We start from the raw sequence: 17963 nt of genomic DNA on the forward strand, positions 1-17963 counted from the left end.
ACTTTTAAAGCGCTATTAAAACGAGTTACCTTGCATGATGGATCAGAACACCTGCCGATTGAATGATTTCTCTCCGAAACCTATCAATCGTATAATTATTAGCAGAAGTCAGGCAGTGATCATTTTTAAACAATTCAAGGAGGTTATAGGCAAATAATTTAATCAATAGATCCAATTCGTTCATTTTGAATGAACTGGTCGGAATCTTATTAACGGTAACCATGCTTGGCTTCCTTAATCCTGAATATCGAAAGTTAAAACTAGATTTTACTTTCTGGATACAGGATAATTGGCTGGTGACAGCTTTTTCTTTTGAGTGGTGACATAAATTGTGTGTGTAAAAAGAAATTCTAAAAATTCACTTAATCTTTGATTTTCTAAGAAAACAATGATGAAAAATGACCAATACTGATACCGCTTCCACTTTTAGGGATAATAAAGAAGAGGTATAGAGAAGGAGAAGTTATCTATGTACAGACTATTAATTGTTGATGATGAGGAAATTATTACGGAGTCTTTATATGAAGTATTTTCAGAATTGAAGTCTGATCAATTAGATGTATGTAAAGCCTTTTCCGGAAAGGAAGCGCTCGATTGGTTGTCAAGAACTAGAATTGATATTGTTCTAACAGATATACGTATGCCTGGTATGGACGGATTAGAATTATCGAAGAAAATACTAAACTATTGGCCTAGATGTAGAATGATTTTTTTAACGGGATTTAGTGAGTTCGAATATGCTTATCAAGCAATTCAAATGCCGAATGTGAAGTATTTACTTAAAACAGAGGGCTATTCAAAGGTAACGGAAACGGTATTAAAAGTTATAGAAGAAATTAAACTTGATTATCATGCCCATTCTATAATGGAGCAATCTCAAAAGCAACTTGAATTATATGAATTAATGGCGCAAGGAGAATATTTCAGATATTTTGTCCAGGATAGCCAACTCTATAGCAGGCGAGAGGCTGAACTGATAATAGACTTTGAACGGTTAAATATCAATCTTAATGCCACTTCCCCTGTAATTCTCATACTAGGACATATCATTCATTCCAATGAGATATCTTATATAAAACAAACAAAACTATTTGCATCCTTACGAATGATTTGGAACACGTTTATAACAGATCAGATTATTGATGTAGGGATAGTTGATCGAAAAGGTGATTTATTATGGTTTTTACAGCCGTCCGAAAATAATGATGAGAAATTTGGTAAACACTTAATTCGTTATTTAGAAGGGACGTTAGAGCAGATTCAAGAGACATGCCGCCAAACTCTTGGAATTGATCTATCCTTTACAATGAGTGGTAATCTGTGTGAATGGCCACATGTGTCAAACCAGTATGAACGGTTATGTCAGTTACAACAATTAAAGGTTGGCGATGGTTTGTCTTTAATTCAAATTGATAGAGTAGCTCCCAATCAAGAAATTGACCAAAAGGATATTACACGAATCACATCAAAAGTAGAAATTCTTAATGGATATCTTGAGGCAGGTAGAGTGAAAGAGTTTACCATTTGCTTTGAAGAAATAACAAATTATGCATTAACAAATGAATTGTCAGTTCAAAAAATAAGTGAAATCTATTATTCTTTATCGTTAATGCTATTGACTTACATAAATCGAAGGGGATTATATAATGAAATTGGTAACCTGGAAAAATTAATGCAGCTAGAACTTCATAAAACTTTAGAAGATAGCTTTCAATATTTGCAAGATATCAGTCACGATATATTAAAAGTAAAATCAATAGAAGACAGAGATCGTGCCTCTTTAGCTGGGCGGAAAATTTGTGAGTTTATTCAAGAGCATCTGCATGAGGATTTATCTCTGGTTAGGCTTGCGGAAATTCATCATTTTAATCCTTCCTATTTATCCCGCTTCTTTAAACAGGAAATAGGTATGAATATATCTGAATATATAGATCATTGTAGAGCAAAAAAAGCGAAGGAACTACTTAGCAACAGTGATGTAAAAGTTCGTGAAGTGGCACTTATGGTTGGGTATGAATCGTCCCATTCTTTCACACGCTTTTTCAAGAAAACAACGGGTATGACTCCTCAAGAATATAAAGAGAGTTTTTATTGTAATGGATGAAGGGACGAAATTTTCCGAGCTACTCCATCGTAGCTTAAAGCGATATATTGGATTGCCATGAAAGAAATATAGAAATATGGTTTACATAAAATCTTTCAATTCTTTTAAACACCACTAATTTCAAAAATCAAGCAAAAGCAGGTGGATTCTAGATTATGCATAATTGGAAAAGATTTGTGCTTGTGCTGATGACTTTATTGATGATATCAAACATAACAGCTTGTAAAAATAATAAGGAAAAAGAAAATAATGGGGAAATGAATGCCTTAACTAAGAACCATAAACAAGTGTACAGTGAGTTAGGCTTAATGAAGTATAATCCGCCAATTGAAGTGTCCTTTGTAAGAGAGTTGTCGAATGACTTTGATAGCCTTATAGCTAGTTTACCGGGTGAATCATTAAGTGATAACAGGTGGAGTCAATTATATGAACAAGTCCTAGGAATTCGCATATCCTATGATTGGACTGCAAAGGGAGACGTCTATCGACAGAAATTGGATTTCGCCGTTTCCTCTGGTAAAATACCTGACGTCGTCAAAGTAAATGCAGAGCAACTAAGAGTATTGAGCAACGCGGGTTTTATTCAAGATTTATCTGATGTTTATGAAGACTATGCTACACCGTTGACAAAGAATACATTAAGCCAAGAAGGAATAGGGCCATTTGAAACTGCCACGATTGATGGTAAACTGATGGCTATCCCAGTAACTAGCTCTTCTATTGAAAACGCTACATATTTATGGGTTCGGACAGATTGGCTTGATAACTTGGAACTTGATCCTCCAAAAACAATGAATGACCTGCGAGAAATTTCTAGAGCGTTTACAAATCAGGACCCAGATAAAAATGGTCTTGATGACACCTATGGTTTGGCACTTACAAACTACTTATGGGATCCCATATTAGATGTAAAAGGTTTTATGGCTGGATTTGAAGCCTTCCCAAAATTATGGATTGAAGATTCTTCAGGTAATCTTGTGTTTGGTGGGATTCAGCCAGAAGTAAAAGAAGCTTTGCAAATTCTACAAGATATGTATAAAAAAGGTGAAATAGATAATGAATTTTCTTTGAAAAATGGTTCTAAGGTACAGGAACAGGTAATCGAAGGAAAAGTAGGTATGCTATATGGTGAACAATGGGGTTCTTTTTTCGTTCAGGATAGTCGAATAAAAAATGCGAATGCGGATTGGCAAGCATTTCCGATTGTTTCAGCTTCTGACAAACAAGTTAAAGTGCCTTTAGAATTTAGTACAGGGGAGTTTTTCGCTGTGAGCAAGAACTTTCAATATCCGGAATCAATCGTGAAGCTATTTAATTTGCATTTAGAAAAAAACTGGGGGAAAACTGCAGACTATGAAACTTATTATAGTAACCCTTACCCAGTTTGGCAGTTATCGCCTGTTACCCCTTTCCCACCGATGAAAAACCTAGAAGCTTATCGGCAAATAGTTGATGCTTGCATGCAGGGGGATACAAGCCGATTAAATAATGAAGCGAAGAATATCTATGAGTTAATCGAAAAATACATTCGGGAAGGTTCTGATAAAGAAGTCGGATGGGGATGGGCACGTTCCTATGGAGAAAATGGCGCATTTTCTATCCTGGATCAGTATGAAAGCAATGGACAGTTACTATATGATAAATTCACTGGAGCTCCGACTACTACGATGATTGAACGAGAGTCCTTTTTAAATGATCTTCAGCATGAAACGTATCTTAATATTATATTGGGTGATTCGATAGATAAGTTTGATGTTTTCGTAGATATGTGGAATAAGCTCGGTGGTGAGCAAATGACAAGAGAGGTTAATGAATGGTATATACAAAATAAGTGAAATCCATTGAGGCTCGGAGGAGGAACCGTGCTAAAATTACCTAATATTCATTGGAGAAAGTCGATATTTTTTCGTTTAGTTATAACATATTTGCTAGTCAATATTCCCATTGTAATGCTAGGTTTATATTTATATTATTGGAGTTATAATAATGCTAGAAATGATATATCAAGTGCTACAAGGACACAATTAACCTATTATTTAAAGGATTTAAATCGAGAAGTGGAATGGATAGAGATGCAACAATATGATTTGCTAAAAGACAATAAAATAGTAAAGTTAGCCGTAACATGGGAACTAATGAACAGTGTCGAGAGAAGAGAAAACTTAAATTATGTATTGCATAAGATTTCTATTATGAAAAATAGTAGTAAATATATTCAGGATGTTAAGGTGCATATCCCTTCCAATTCAAAAACATTATCTATAAATGATTCCATCTCTGATTTAGATTATGATGAATATGATGCTTTAAAAATAAGCGTGAACATAAATCAGCAAAGAATATCTTGCATGAATGAGGAATTAAATCTAGTTGCATTTAAATATGGTGGGGGAAGTAAGAGAGACCCATTATATATTGTACAAATTGAATTGAATAAAAATTATATTAAGGATACCCTTCAACAACTTAATTTTTATTCTGATAGCAAATCTGTTCTTTATTTTGAAACACTAGAATTGGCTATTAGTAGCAATCAAGATTTTCAATCTGTTATCGAGCGATACTTGGACAAGAATTTAGAAAATAAAGCTACAATGACCTTAATAAAACTGGAGGACGACAATTACCATATTGATCAAGTTTATTCGAAAGAATTAGATACTAGTATTATGACTTTTTTATCAGAAAAAACACTTAGGAAACCATTGAATTTTTTTTCAAAATGGGTATGGCTATTTGTGTTATCTTCAATTTTAGCGATCGTTATCGTCTATTATACGACGTATAAGATTATCCATCGACCTTTAATACAACTTGTCCGAGGATTTGAGAGTATGGGAGCGGGGAAATTAAATAGTCTAATTGAACATGATAAGAAAGATGAATTTGGCTATCTGTATACACGGTATAATCAGATGTTAAAAAAACTGAATAACTTAATTGATGCGGATTATAAGCAGAAAATGATGATGCAAAAATCAGAATTAAAGCAGCTACAGTCACAAATTAACCCTCATTTTTTGTATAATAGCTTTTTTATTCTTAATTCTCTTGCTAAAGTGGGGGATGTAGAAAGAATTGAACAGTTCACAGTTATGCTAGGAGAATACTTTCGTTTCATTACACGCGACAAGGAGGATTTCGTTTTATTATCCGAGGAGGTCAAACATTCACGTATATATGCAGATATACAAGAACTAAGATTTTCAAGACGTATTCGTGTGAAGTTTGATGAATTGCCTAAGGAAATGGAACGGATCAAGGTCCCCAGACTTATTATTCAACCAATCATTGAAAATGCCTATGAGCATGGTCTGGAGAAAAAAAGTGAGATGGGTTTATTACATGTTACATTTAAAACTCTTAATCAAGCCATATCTATTATTATTGAGGATAATAGTGAGACTCTTAATAATGGACAACTTAAAGAATTGCAATTCCGCTTAAAAAATGTAGGAGAAGCGAATGAAATGACAGGTATGATGAACATTCATCGTAGACTACAATTAATCTTTGGTGACAGAAGCGGACTTTACTTGGAAAGGAGTGAGTTGAAGGGCTTGAAAGTAACAATTTATATTGAGCTTTCTCCTTAAGGATAATGAAATTTCTTTCTCTGATTGCTGAAACATTCGGCAGTCAGATTTTTTTATAGCTTAGCGTACTATAAAATTCTAGCTTGTGGATAAGCTGCTTATGTCGCGGTTGACATCCAGCTCAGCGCCTAGCGACTAGCAAATTTACGCCTTCTTCCTACGATAAGTCAACATCGGCTCCTTTGTCGCCGTGTTTCCTTTATCTCGTCAGAAGTCTTTAAATTTGTACGTCGCTGAACAGGCGCTTGCACTTTTGTTCATTATGGGCGTTGGGGAGATGTTCAATCCATTTTTGTGACTTCGATACCATTTAAAAAATCAAAAATATTGAAAGCTCACCTTCTGCATACTATGCGGATAACAAGTAAGTCTATAATTAAACAGGTGAATTTCTAGATAAAGACAGGTTGTTACCAGTTAATGAAAGCGGTAACGTTATAGTTGATCATATTTATCATAGGAGGGAAATAATTGAAAAAACGAAATTTCCTGTTTTTATTGTTTTGTTTTTTATTCTTAGTTTTTGCCGCTTGCAGTAATAATTCTGTAAATAGCGGCCCTGACAATGGAACAGCCGGTAGTGGCGAGAATCAAGATAGTGAAGCAGGTAAAGAAAATAATGAGGATCAGGAAGATGAAAAGGATTATTATCAAACACCTGAAATGGATTTTGATATGGGGGGGAAAACAATCAAGTGGGTTTCTTGGTATGATGAAGCCATTCAGGAAGATAATCCAGATAGTATCCAAAAGAAAGAAATACTTGATGCATTAATGGAGAAACACAATTTTCAAATTGAATACGTTATTGTCGATTATGCGGAGTATGCAGATAAAGTAACTTCTTCATTATTAGCGGGACAGCCAATTGGTGATATTATCCGACTAGCTAGACCATGGATGATCCCAACATTAACTAAGCAAGACTTGTTTTGGCCAGTCGATGAATATACGGATAATGACCATGTTTTTTTACAACAGTATACAGATAATTATTCTCAGTTTGAAGGTAAAGGCTATGGATTCCGGGCTGGTATCTTAGGGGCCTCATCTGGCATTTTTTATAATCGTACCTTAATGGATAGTTTGGGTATGAGCCCTTTACAGGGATATGTAGACGAGGATAATTGGAATTGGGAGACATTTATTGAAGTCGCTAAAAAGGCGAATAAAGACACGAATAATGATGGTAAACTTGATACGTGGGGGCTTGCTACTGCTTCGCTTCTGGTTCAAGCTTTGGCTGCGAATGACGCAAATCTAGCTGTCGAGAATAAGCAAAATCTAGAGGATCAAAAAACGATTGAAGCTTTGAACTTTTTATCTCAACTCTCAACAGAGGACGTTGCTAGACCTACGGAAGGCGGAGATTGGACTGAACCTGCACAATTTTTTCGCGAAGGCAATACGTTGATGTACGCTGGTAGTGACTATGAGATGGATTCTTTTAAAGAGGATATGCCAGACTATGATATTGGATTTCTACCATTTCCAAAAGGGCCTAGTGCAAAGGGGTATTCCTCACATAACACGATTCCGAATTATTTAACGATCCCTAAAACTGTTGAACATCCTGAACAATTGCTTTATATCTATGAAAAAATGAACGATATCGAATCGATTTATGATTATCCACAGCAAAACTCGTTTGAAACGCTTTTCAGTAACGAAGAGGATATTGAAAATGCAAAACTGGCAGGAGAAACTATAAATGTCGTAGATAAAGAGGAGGCATATCCATCCATGCCTTTTTATGAATTTCAGGGAGAAATTCTAGAAGGTACTTCGGTTACGACTGTTGTTGAGAAATACAAAGAGCCATTCCAATCGGCGATTGATGAAGTATGGAAACAGTAGTTATTTAGAATTTGAAAAAATAGACCATGCCCAGACCATCATCAAGGCCATTGAAAAACTGTCGGATTAACAGCTATTTATTATTTGTAGATACAAAGCAGCCCACATATACGAAGTTTCGACCGGGAAGTAAGAGATGGCAAGGTCCCAGAAGGCGTGAGTTAAAAGTTCAATGGCTAAATTCGCGCTCGTCTAGCTCCAGGCTCAAGATGCAGTAAAGCTAATAGAGATAAAGGAGGGATGCAAAATAAGAAGAAATTTAACCACCTTTTATTTTATTACAGGTATATTGCTAATGATACTTTTTTTAATAATTAATATTAGTATATCGCCTGATGCAGAAGGACAAAAACAGGAGTTGAGCAATAAGATGAATAATGAGGTAAAAGAATTTACGGTAAAGAATACTCTACCTACATCTGCAATTGGTAAAGAAGTTTCGAATGGAAATCCCCTTGTATCACATAAATTTGGTGCGGATCCATATGCACTTGTATTTGAAAATCGTGTGTATTTGTACATGACTGCTGATCAATTAGAGTATGATGGCGAAGGAAATGTTGTAGATAATACGTATGGCTCGATTAATAAGCTATCTGTTATTTCATCTGCTGATTTAATGAATTGGACAGATCATGGATTTATTCATGCTGCTGGTCCAGATGGAGCTGCAAAATGGGCAATGCAATCATGGGCACCTGCAGTAACACATAAAAAAATAAATGGTGAGGATAAATTCTTTTTATATTTTGCTAATAACGCAAGTGGAATAGGTGTACTAACAAGTGATAGTCCATTAGGACCTTGGGTTGACCCCATTGGGCGAGCATTAATAGATAGAACAGACAAAGAAGCGGAAGGGGTTACTTGGTTGTTTGACCCTGCTGTTCTCGTAGATGATGATGGAAAGGGTTATCTTTACTATGGAGGCGGTGTACCAGATGGACAAGATGAAATGCCAAATACTTCACGTGTTATTGAACTAGGTGAGGATATGATCAGCTTGGTTGGAGATCCTGCCATCATTCCTGCTCCATTTATGTTTGAAAATGCTGGAATCAATAGGTTAAATGGAAAATATTACTATACCTATTGTTCCAACTTCTTTAACGGAGATCGTCCAGAAGGAAGCCCTCCGGCAGGGGAAATTGCTTATATGGTTAGTGATACACCGATGGGCCCTTGGAGATATATGGGGACGATTTTGAAAAATCCGGGTCATTTTTTTGGTATTGGCGGCAATAATCATCATGTCATTTTTGAATTTCACAATCAACTATATATTGCTTATCATGCACAAACATTGGCAAAATCAATGAATATAGCAAATGGATATCGATCTACACATTTAAATTACGTATATATAAATGAAGATGGTACCATTGAGGAGATAGTTGCAGATTATAAAGGAGTCTCACAAATCCATGCATTAAACCCTTATAAGCGTGTGGAAGCGGAGACAATTGGATGGCAGGCAGGGGTTACTACAGAGCCGTTATCACCTAATGAAATGGCAATGAATTCATTAGCAAATAGAGTGCTATCCGAACTACATGATGGAGATTGGGGTGCTATATCGCAGGTTGATTTTGGAAGCGATGGTGCGCGAAACTTTAAAGTTTCCGTTCTGCCAGGTACCGTAGAAGGCTATATTGAGTTGCGTCTTAATAGTCCGGAAGGAGTGTTAATTGGCCAATTAGTTATACCAGCGCAGGGTGATTCTCAGTTGAATGGATATGTCGAATTTGCACAAACAGTAACAGATGCAATTGGTACTCAAGATTTGTATCTTGTGTTTAAGGGAGCAACAGATAGAGAATTATTTAAAATCGATTATTGGAGATTCGAAAAATAGATATGTAATTATGTCACCCCTTTACATGTAGGTATATGTAAAGGGGTTTTGTCATGAAGTAATTTTTATTATACAGCAATATTTTTGTATTCTATGCTGTAATAAAGTATTAAAAATTGTCAAAATATAAGGGCACCTATAATTAAGCAGGTATAAAACTACATATAGACAGGTTGTTGTTATTATTATGAGAGCGCTATACTTGATGGAGTATCAATATTATAAGGGGGAAAAAAAGTGCGATTTAAAAAAATATTGCCCATTATGCTAACCATTATACTTCTTCTTCTTTTGGCGGCATGTAATGAAAGTGTAGAAAATACCTCAAATAAAGAAGACGAATCTGTAAACGAGAATAATGCTGGGAACGAAAATGTTGAGTCTGAAACCTCTGACTATTACCAAACACCTGAAATGGATTTTGACATGGGAGGTAGGACGATTAAAGTTGTATCTTGGTGGGATATGACTATTCCTGAAGATAATCCAGATAATATTCAGAAAAAAGAAAACTTAGATGCCTTAATGGCAAAACATAATTTCGATATTGAGTATGTGTTTATTGATTACGGTGAATATGAAGAAAAGGTTGTTGCTTCTTTAACCGCCGGTGAGCCGATTGGAGATATTGTTCGTCTAGGTAAAACATATAGTATTCCAGTATTAGTGAAGCAAGATTTACTATGGCCAATTGATGAATATACAAAAAACCCCAACGCTTTTAACCAAAAGGTAACCAATGAGTTTATGCAATATGAGGGGCGGGGATATGGCTTTACAGAAGATCAATCTAATTTTGTTGCAGGCGTAATGTATAATCGTACACTTATGAGTCAGCTCGGTATGAAGGAGCTTCAGGAATATGTAGATGAAGATAACTGGAACTGGGATACCTTTATGCAAGTAGCGAAAGAAGCGAATAGAGATACAAATAATGATGGAAAGATAGATGTTTGGGGGCTTGCACAAGGTGGTCTACTCGATCAAGCCCTATACTCTAATGAAGCAGAATTAACAAAAGGAAATCAGCAAAATTTAGATGATCCAAAAACGAAAGAAGTTTTGAATTTTGTTTCGCAATTAGCTACAGAGGAGATAGCTCGTCCAACTGAAGGCGGAGATTGGACAGAGCCGGCCCAATTTTTTCGCCAAGGGAACACTTTAATGTATGCGGGTGCATTTTATGAATATGAGGGTATTAAATCAGATATGGAAGATTATGATATCGGATTCTTGCCATTCCCGAAGGGGCCTAGCGCTACAACATACCACACTGGAGAAGCATTATTTCAAGCATTAACAATTCCTAAAGCTGCCGAAAATCCTGAGCAGTTAATGTATATATGGGAAAAAATTAATGATATTGAATCCATGTATGATTATCCATTGCAGGCAAGCCTTGAAAGTAATCTTACAAATGAAGCTGACATTGAAAATGCTGTAATGGCTAGTGATGGTATGGTGGTGCTAGATCATAATACATTCCCATCTTTACCTTACTATGAATTTTTAGGCGAGCTGAATAATGGAACATCTATATCGACAGTTATTGAAAAATATAAAGCTCCATTTCAGACAGCAATTGATGAAATTTATGGCCAATAGGCTCTAATGGAACAGTCACCAGTTTGGTATTTATGGTGACTGTTCATAATTAAACTCTTGATTTGCAAGGAGGGAAGAACAAGTGAGGATTTTAAAAAAAGAAAATATAAGTATTTTCTTGGGCCTTATTTTAATTTTATTGTTCATCTTAGCCTCAACTCTTTTAAACTCATCAGGATCTAATAGAGCATATGCAGGGAATGACTTTGAAGCCGTAATTAACCAAAATAATGAAGGCGATTATGAACATTATTTAGAAATGTATGCTTCTAAGGGGAGGCCTAAAAAAACGATACGCATTGAAGGAGAAAATTTTAGTCATGTTGAAGGAGAAGGTTTTGAGATTGTTAAACAATTAGAGGGATTAGAAGGTGAATCGGTCATTACACCAGAATCAGGTTCCATAACTTGGAAGGCAGAAATCCCAGAAACAGGTCTTTATAATATACGCATTCATTATTACCCATTAGAAGGAAAAAGCTCGGCAATTCAAAGAGAGTTTTATATTAATCAAGAGATACCTTTTGATGGAGCAGATCTTTTACTTTTTGACCGAACATGGGGAAATGCAGAAGCTGAGATCTTGCGAGATGATCGAGGCAATGATATGACTCCTAGGCAGGTGGAAAAGCCCTTTTGGCAAACAGCTTCTTTTGTAAGTAGTGATGGTTACTATGAGGATCCATATTTGTTCTATTTTGAAAGTGGTGAGCAGGAGCTTACGTTTAAAGCTTTACGTGAGCCAATGGCTATTGATTATATTGAATTATATCAAGAACAAGAGTTGCTAACGTATGAAGAAGTTAGTAACCAGTATAAAGAAGAAGGGTTTAAGGCTACGAGTGGTCAATCTATTCTTATTCAAGCTGAAGAAGCAACTTTTAAATCCTCCCCTACACTTTATCCATTGCAGGATCGTTCTAGTCCAACAGTTGAGCCTTATCATGTATCTAAACTTAGGGTTAATACCATTGGTGGAGTAAATTGGAAGATACCTGGTCAATGGATTGAATGGGAATTTGAAGTTGAGGAAGAAGGTCTCTATCAAATTGCTTTAAAACATAAGCAAGATCAGTTGAGAGGTATTTATGCAACACGTGATTTTATGATAGATGGGCAGTATCCGTTTGAAGAAATGAAACGCTTGCGATTTAACTATAGTATGGATTGGCAAATGAATGTGCTAGGTGAGGAAGAACCATTTCTTTTTCATTTAAGTGAAGGTAAGCATACTATTCGGATGCAAGTGACAATGGGAGAAATTGCTCCCCTATTAAGAACAATTGAATCTAGTGTGCTTCAGTTAAACGAAATGTACCGTCAAATTTTAATGATTACCTCAAATTCACCTGACCCTTACCGTGACTATCAACTAGAGAAACGTATCCCAAATCTAATTGAAAATTTTGCAGAGCAGGCTGAAATAATTGAAAGTGTTGCAAAATATATGGAGGAAATGACAGGAGAACGTAGTGATAAAGTAGCTGCCCTACACTCGATTGTAAGACAACTAAAAGACATGGTGAAGCGTCCTGATACCATTGCCAATCGCTTAGATACATTTAAGGTTAATGTTGGTGGTCTTGGTACGTGGATATTAACAGTGAAAGAGCAACCGCTAACCTTAGATTATTTAGTCATATCTTCGCCAGATGTACAATTACCTAACACTCAGGCTAATCTTTTCGCAAAAATGAAGCACGAAGTTGGTGGGCTCTTCGCTTCATATACAGAAGATTATGACAGTATTGGGAATGTAGCAGAAAATAATCAATTCATCACTGTTTGGATTACAACCGGACGAGATCAAGCTCAAGTTATGAAACGACTCATTGACGATTCGTTTACTAGGCAAACAGGCATTTCTGTTAATTTGCGACTAGTACCAGGAGATATCCTTTTGCCAGCTACTTTGGCAAATGAAGGGCCAGATGTAGCCATGCAAGTAGGTGAGGATATTCCAATAAATTATGCGATGCGTAATGCCGCAGCAGATTTAACTCAGTTTGCAGACTATGAGGAAGTGATTACACGTTTTCGTGACAGTGCCCTTGTTCCATATCGCTATAACAATGGGGTGTATGCCCTACCAGAACAGCAAACTTTTCCGATGCTATTCTATCGTAAGGACATTCTAGAAGAATTAGGGTTAACTCCACCTGAGACATGGCAAGATGTATACAATATGATTTCTGTCCTACAAAAACACAATATGGAGTTTTATTTACCATTAGAAAGTGGAGCGGATAATGTAACATTAGAGCCAAATCCTACGTTTGCTATGCTTCTTTATCAGAAAAATGGTAAATTTTATCGGGATCAGGATACGAAAAGTGCACTAGATTCTGAGATTTCAATGGATGTTTTTAAGACTTGGACACAATTCTATACTAATTACAAATTTCCCCTTCAGGCAGATTTCGCCAACCGTTTTAGAGTAGGGGAAATGCCAATTGGAATTGCCGATTATACAACATATAATTTATTGACTGTTATGGCACCTGAAATACGTAAGCAATGGGATTTCACTGTTGTTCCAGGAACGGAGGTAAAAGACGGTAGTGTAAGTCATCAAGTTGCAAGTTCTACATCTGCAGTTGTGATGCTAGAGAATTCAGAGAATAAAGAATTGGCATGGGAATATATGAAATGGTGGACTTCTAAGGAAACGCAAATTCAATACGGACGTGAAATGGAAGGATTAATGGGGGAGGCCGCTCGTTATCCAACTGCTAACGTTGATGCATTAGAGGAACTGCCTTGGCCGGTAACAGACTATCAAAAATTGGAAAGTCAGTGGCAATGGGTAGAAGGTATTCCGCAAGTGCCAGGTGGATATTTTACTGGGCGTCATTTAGATAATGCTTTCCGTAAAGTAGTTAATAACAATGAAAATCCACGTGAAGCATTAAATGATTATATTATCTACATTAATGATGAGATCGAAATTAAACGCAAAGAGTTTAACTTATCCTATTAATTTGGAGGTAGAAGCCGATGCAAGTTGAATCGACAACCCAAACCGTACAAGGCTCTATCCAACCGAAGAAAAAATCGAGATGGATTCACGTCATATCAAAACTTAAGAAAGATAAGCATTACTATATATTGATGGCGCCATATATGGTAATATTTTTTGCCTTTACGGTTATTCCTGTGGTCATTTCATTGGGTTTAAGTTTCTTTTATTTTAATATGCTTGAATTTCCAAGATTTGTCGGTTGGCAAAACTATTCCAGACTATTTTTAAATGACGATATCTTTTTGATTGCGTTAAAAAACACCTTTTTATTTGCTGCCATTACCGGACCAGTTAGTTATATTGCCTGTTTTATATTTGCGTGGATTATTAATGAGCTATCCCCAAAAATTCGTGCATTTATGACACTTATCTTTTATGCACCTTCAATTTCTGGAAACATATTTTTTATTTGGTTGATTGTATTTTCTGGTGATAGTTACGGCTACTTAAATGGGATACTAATGAAACTTGGTTTTATACTCGAGCCGATTCAATGGTTAAGTGATGAAAAGTATATTCTAACCATCGTTATCATTGTACAACTTTGGCTAAGCTTAGGGACGAGCTTTTTAGCCTTTATTGCAGGATTGCAAACAATTGATAAGACACTTATTGAGGCTGGCGCAGTGGATGGAATTAAAAATAGATGGCAGGAATTATGGTTTATTACATTGCCATCTATGCGTCCACAATTAATGTTCGGGGCTGTTATGCAAATTACGCAATCCTTTGCTGTGGCCGATATAGCGATTGCATTAGCTGGTTTTCCAAGTGTGAACTATGCTGCCCATACAATTGTTACTCACTTGATGGACTACGGTACAATTCGTTTTGAAATGGGATACTCATCTGCCATTGCTACAGTATTATTTAGCCTTATGATCGGAACAAACCTACTAACACAGAAATTATTAAGAAAGATTGGTGAGTGAGGTTGGTGATAAAGTTACAAAGATTTTTTATCAAGCAGAAGAAGTTGAATCGTTCTTTTGCCGTTAGCTTTCTCCTGTTTGCACTCTTAGCTCTATTCGGTTCTTTTATGGCTTTACCATTGATTTATGCCGTAAATAATGCATTTAAGCCATTGGATGAGATATTTATATTCCCACCACGTTTCTTTGTCAAAAATCCAACTTTGGATAATTTCTTTGATCTCTTCGCTTTGATGGGGGATTCATGGGTACCGTTATCACGTTATATTGTGAATACATTATTAATTACTTTAGTAGGGACCGTAGGACATATATTATTAGCTTCTGCTGCTGCATATCCACTAGCAAAATATCGTTTCTATGGATCTAAAACATTATTTAATATTGTGATACTGTCACTAATGTTTTCAGGACATGTTACGGCAATACCAAACTACATGGTGATGTCATGGTTAGGATGGATTAATACACATGCTTCGATCATTGTTCCATCTTTGGCGTTTCCATTAGGATTGTTTTTGATGAAACAATTTATGGAACAGATCCCGGATTCAATACTAGAAGCGGCAAAAATAGATGGAGCAAGTGAGTATCGGATTTTTTGGAGTATTGTTATGCCGAATGTTAGACCGGCATGGTTAACACTTTTAATTTTGCAATTTCCTGCTTTATGGGGGACAGATGGAGGCAGATTTATTTATAGTGAGAATTTAAAAACGTTACACTATGCACTTGGTCAGATTTCAGAAGGTGGGATTGCAAGGGCTGGTGTTGGCGCAGCAGTCGCCCTGTTATTAATGATTGTACCGATTACACTCTTTATTATCTCTCAAAGTAGTGTCATGCAAACCATGGCGACTTCTGGGTTGAAAGATTAGAAAGGAGATCGCATGATGAGGATTTGGAGGAGATCAGTACGGAGCTTTCTTTGCCTATTAATTAGCGGGCTAGTATTATGCAGTTTACATGTGCAACAAGTAGCTGCTGAGGGGGTGTCAGATACGTATAACTACTCCTACTCGGGGATAACAGTAGAATCCCCTGCCGCTTATAAGGCCACTTTGATAGTCGATGGTGAAAGGTTGCAGATTGGGGCGTTTAACGAGCCGGATGATATTTATGTAAATCAGGATGGGGAAGTCTATGTTGTGGATACTGGCAACAATCGCATTGTTGTTTTGAATGAACAACTAGAGGTGATTCATGTGATTGATATGTATATGGATCAAGAAAAAAAAGAGGAGTTTAATAATCCGCAGGGGGTTTTTGTAGACGAACTTAACCATATATATATTGCGGATACAGGGAATAAGCGTGTGGTTCATTTGAATGAGAAGTATGAGCTCGTAAAAATTGTGGGTTCACCACAATCAGAAATATTGAAGGAGGATTTCGAATTTTCTCCTGTTCATTTGGCAGTAGATAAGGCCCAAAGAATTTATGTCATGGCTAGTGGTGTATTTGATGGATTTATGGAATTTAATGCTGATGGAGAATTTACTACTTTTATTGGAGCAAATCGAGTAAGAGTCAGTCCATTAGAGTTATTGTGGAAAAGATTGTCTACAAAGGAACAACGTAGTCGGATGGTCCAATTTATCCCAACTGAGTTTACGAATCTTGACATTAATGACGAAGGATTTATTTATGCAACCAACGGTGATGAGTGGGGAGATACAATTAAGAAACTAAATGCACAAGGGACAGATATTTTAAGAAGGGAAGGATATTTTAATCCGCGTGGAGATGAACGATACAGTCAAAAGGATGGACCTTCACGTCTAATTGACATTGATGTTTGGGATAGTGAAATTTACTCTGTACTGGATTCAAAAAAGGGGCGTATCTTTACATACAATGGGGATGGGCACTTAATGTATGTATTTGGTGGTATTGGCAATATGATGGGCGAATTCGTTACTCCAGTAGCCATTGAAAGGATTGGGAACCGTTTTCTTGTATTGGATAAATCCTTGGCTGAAATCACAGTGTTTGAAGAAACGAATTATGGTAGAACGCTAAATGAAGCTGTGAAAAGCTATTACAGTGGAGATGAGGAGAAAGCTTATCATCTTTACCAAAAAACAATTAATATGAATGCTAATTTAGATTTTGCCTATATAGGAATTGGAAAAGCTTTATATCGACAAGGCCTATATAACGAAGCGATGAGTTTTTTCAAAAAAGGGAAAGATCAAAAAAACTACTCTAAAGCTTTTTTACTACATCGTAAAGAAATAATGAGGGAATATTTTCCCGTTGTTATGACCAGCATTTTCATACTTGTTCTGTTATGGATTATATTGAAAAAAGTAGGAAAGCTGAGAGGAGGAAAAAGCATTGACATTGTGGAGTAAGGAATTATTGAAGTATCCCATTTATGTCATACTCCATCCTTTTAATGGCTATTGGGAATTAAAATTTGAACGGAATAATAGGTTAAATCTTCTAATCTCTGTTATTACTTTAATGTTATTAGCCTTAACTAATATTTTACACAATCAATATAGTGGATTTGTGATTAATATCTATAATGAGAAAGATATGAACAGCATTATGGAAATAGCATATGTCATTATTCCGGTGCTCTTTTGGTGCATTGCCAATTGGTCATTAACAACATTAATGGACGGAAAAGGTAGATTTATAGAGATTTTTAATTCTACTTGTTTTGCTTTAATTCCATTGGTGCTCCTTCACTTTCCATGGATATGGTTAAGTAATGTGATTTCCATTGAAGAAGCCACATTTTATTATTTTACAACTAGTTTTGCAGTCTGCTGGTTTGTCTATTTAATGTTCATAGGAAATATGACTATGCATCAATTTAAACCTGCAAAAACGATTTTAACGATGGTGCTAACGATAGTAGCGATGGGTTTTATGGCATTTTTATGTCTACTCTTTTTTAGCTTAGTACAACAGATGATTTCCTTTGTATCCGTAATCTATCAGGAGATTACCATGAGATTCTAGGAAGGGAGGATAATGT

The 17963-nt window shown here is 36.0% G+C and carries 11 protein-coding genes and 1 pseudogene; 11 read left to right on the top strand and 1 reads right to left on the bottom strand.

Features of this window, described 5'->3' with window-relative positions; translation table 11 throughout:
* Window positions 1-28: 28 nt before the first annotated feature.
* Window positions 29-239 (bottom strand): annotated as a pseudogene (locus tag KI363_RS01900) (IS1380 family transposase); the annotation flags it as partial.
* Window positions 240-469: 230 nt separating this feature from the next.
* On the opposite strand from KI363_RS01900, the gene KI363_RS01905 reads away from it, so the two are divergent.
* From KI363_RS01905 to KI363_RS01955, 11 genes are all read left to right on the top strand, one after another.
* Entirely contained in the window at window positions 470-2104 is a 1635-nt protein-coding gene (locus tag KI363_RS01905) for a helix-turn-helix domain-containing protein (protein WP_158322272.1), read from the top strand.
* A gap of 155 nt (window positions 2105-2259) precedes the next feature.
* Complete coding sequence (locus tag KI363_RS01910; protein ID WP_212965193.1) at window positions 2260-3939, top strand: extracellular solute-binding protein; 1680 nt, start codon at window positions 2260-2262, stop codon at window positions 3937-3939.
* 27 nt (window positions 3940-3966) lie between these two features.
* Complete coding sequence (locus KI363_RS01915; protein WP_246516693.1) at window positions 3967-5700, top strand: sensor histidine kinase; 1734 nt, start codon at window positions 3967-3969, stop codon at window positions 5698-5700.
* Between the two features lie 471 nt (window positions 5701-6171).
* On the top strand, window positions 6172-7557 hold the full coding sequence (locus tag KI363_RS01920) for an ABC transporter substrate-binding protein (protein WP_158322270.1): 1386 nt from the start codon (window positions 6172-6174) through the stop codon (window positions 7555-7557).
* Window positions 7558-7927: 370 nt separating this feature from the next.
* Complete coding sequence (locus tag KI363_RS01925) at window positions 7928-9412, top strand: glycoside hydrolase family 43 protein (protein WP_246516695.1); 1485 nt, start codon at window positions 7928-7930, stop codon at window positions 9410-9412.
* 237 nt (window positions 9413-9649) lie between these two features.
* Window positions 9650-11017: an ABC transporter substrate-binding protein gene (locus KI363_RS01930; RefSeq protein ID WP_246516697.1), complete on the top strand. Its 1368-nt coding sequence runs from the start codon at window positions 9650-9652 to the stop codon at window positions 11015-11017.
* A gap of 82 nt (window positions 11018-11099) precedes the next feature.
* Window positions 11100-13997 carry an extracellular solute-binding protein gene (locus KI363_RS01935; RefSeq protein WP_373306696.1) on the top strand — a complete coding sequence of 966 codons (2898 nt, stop codon included), beginning with the start codon at window positions 11100-11102 and terminating at the stop codon, window positions 13995-13997.
* A gap of 17 nt (window positions 13998-14014) precedes the next feature.
* Entirely contained in the window at window positions 14015-14971 is a 957-nt protein-coding gene (locus tag KI363_RS01940; RefSeq protein ID WP_158322268.1) for a carbohydrate ABC transporter permease, read from the top strand.
* Between the two features lie 8 nt (window positions 14972-14979).
* A complete protein-coding gene (locus KI363_RS01945) occupies window positions 14980-15849 on the top strand; it encodes a carbohydrate ABC transporter permease (RefSeq protein WP_373306700.1) in 870 nt (289 codons plus the stop codon).
* Between the two features lie 15 nt (window positions 15850-15864).
* On the top strand, window positions 15865-17328 hold the full coding sequence (locus KI363_RS01950) for a hypothetical protein (RefSeq protein ID WP_158322267.1): 1464 nt from the start codon (window positions 15865-15867) through the stop codon (window positions 17326-17328).
* Window positions 17312-17947: a YIP1 family protein gene (locus KI363_RS01955; protein ID WP_158322266.1), complete on the top strand. Its 636-nt coding sequence runs from the start codon at window positions 17312-17314 to the stop codon at window positions 17945-17947. The genes KI363_RS01950 and KI363_RS01955 overlap by 17 nt, the downstream gene beginning before the upstream one ends.
* Window positions 17948-17963 lie beyond the last annotated feature (16 nt).

Source organism: Lederbergia ruris, assembly GCF_018332955.1.
Taxonomy (GTDB): Bacteria; Bacillota; Bacilli; order Bacillales; family Bacillaceae_C; genus Lederbergia; species Lederbergia ruris.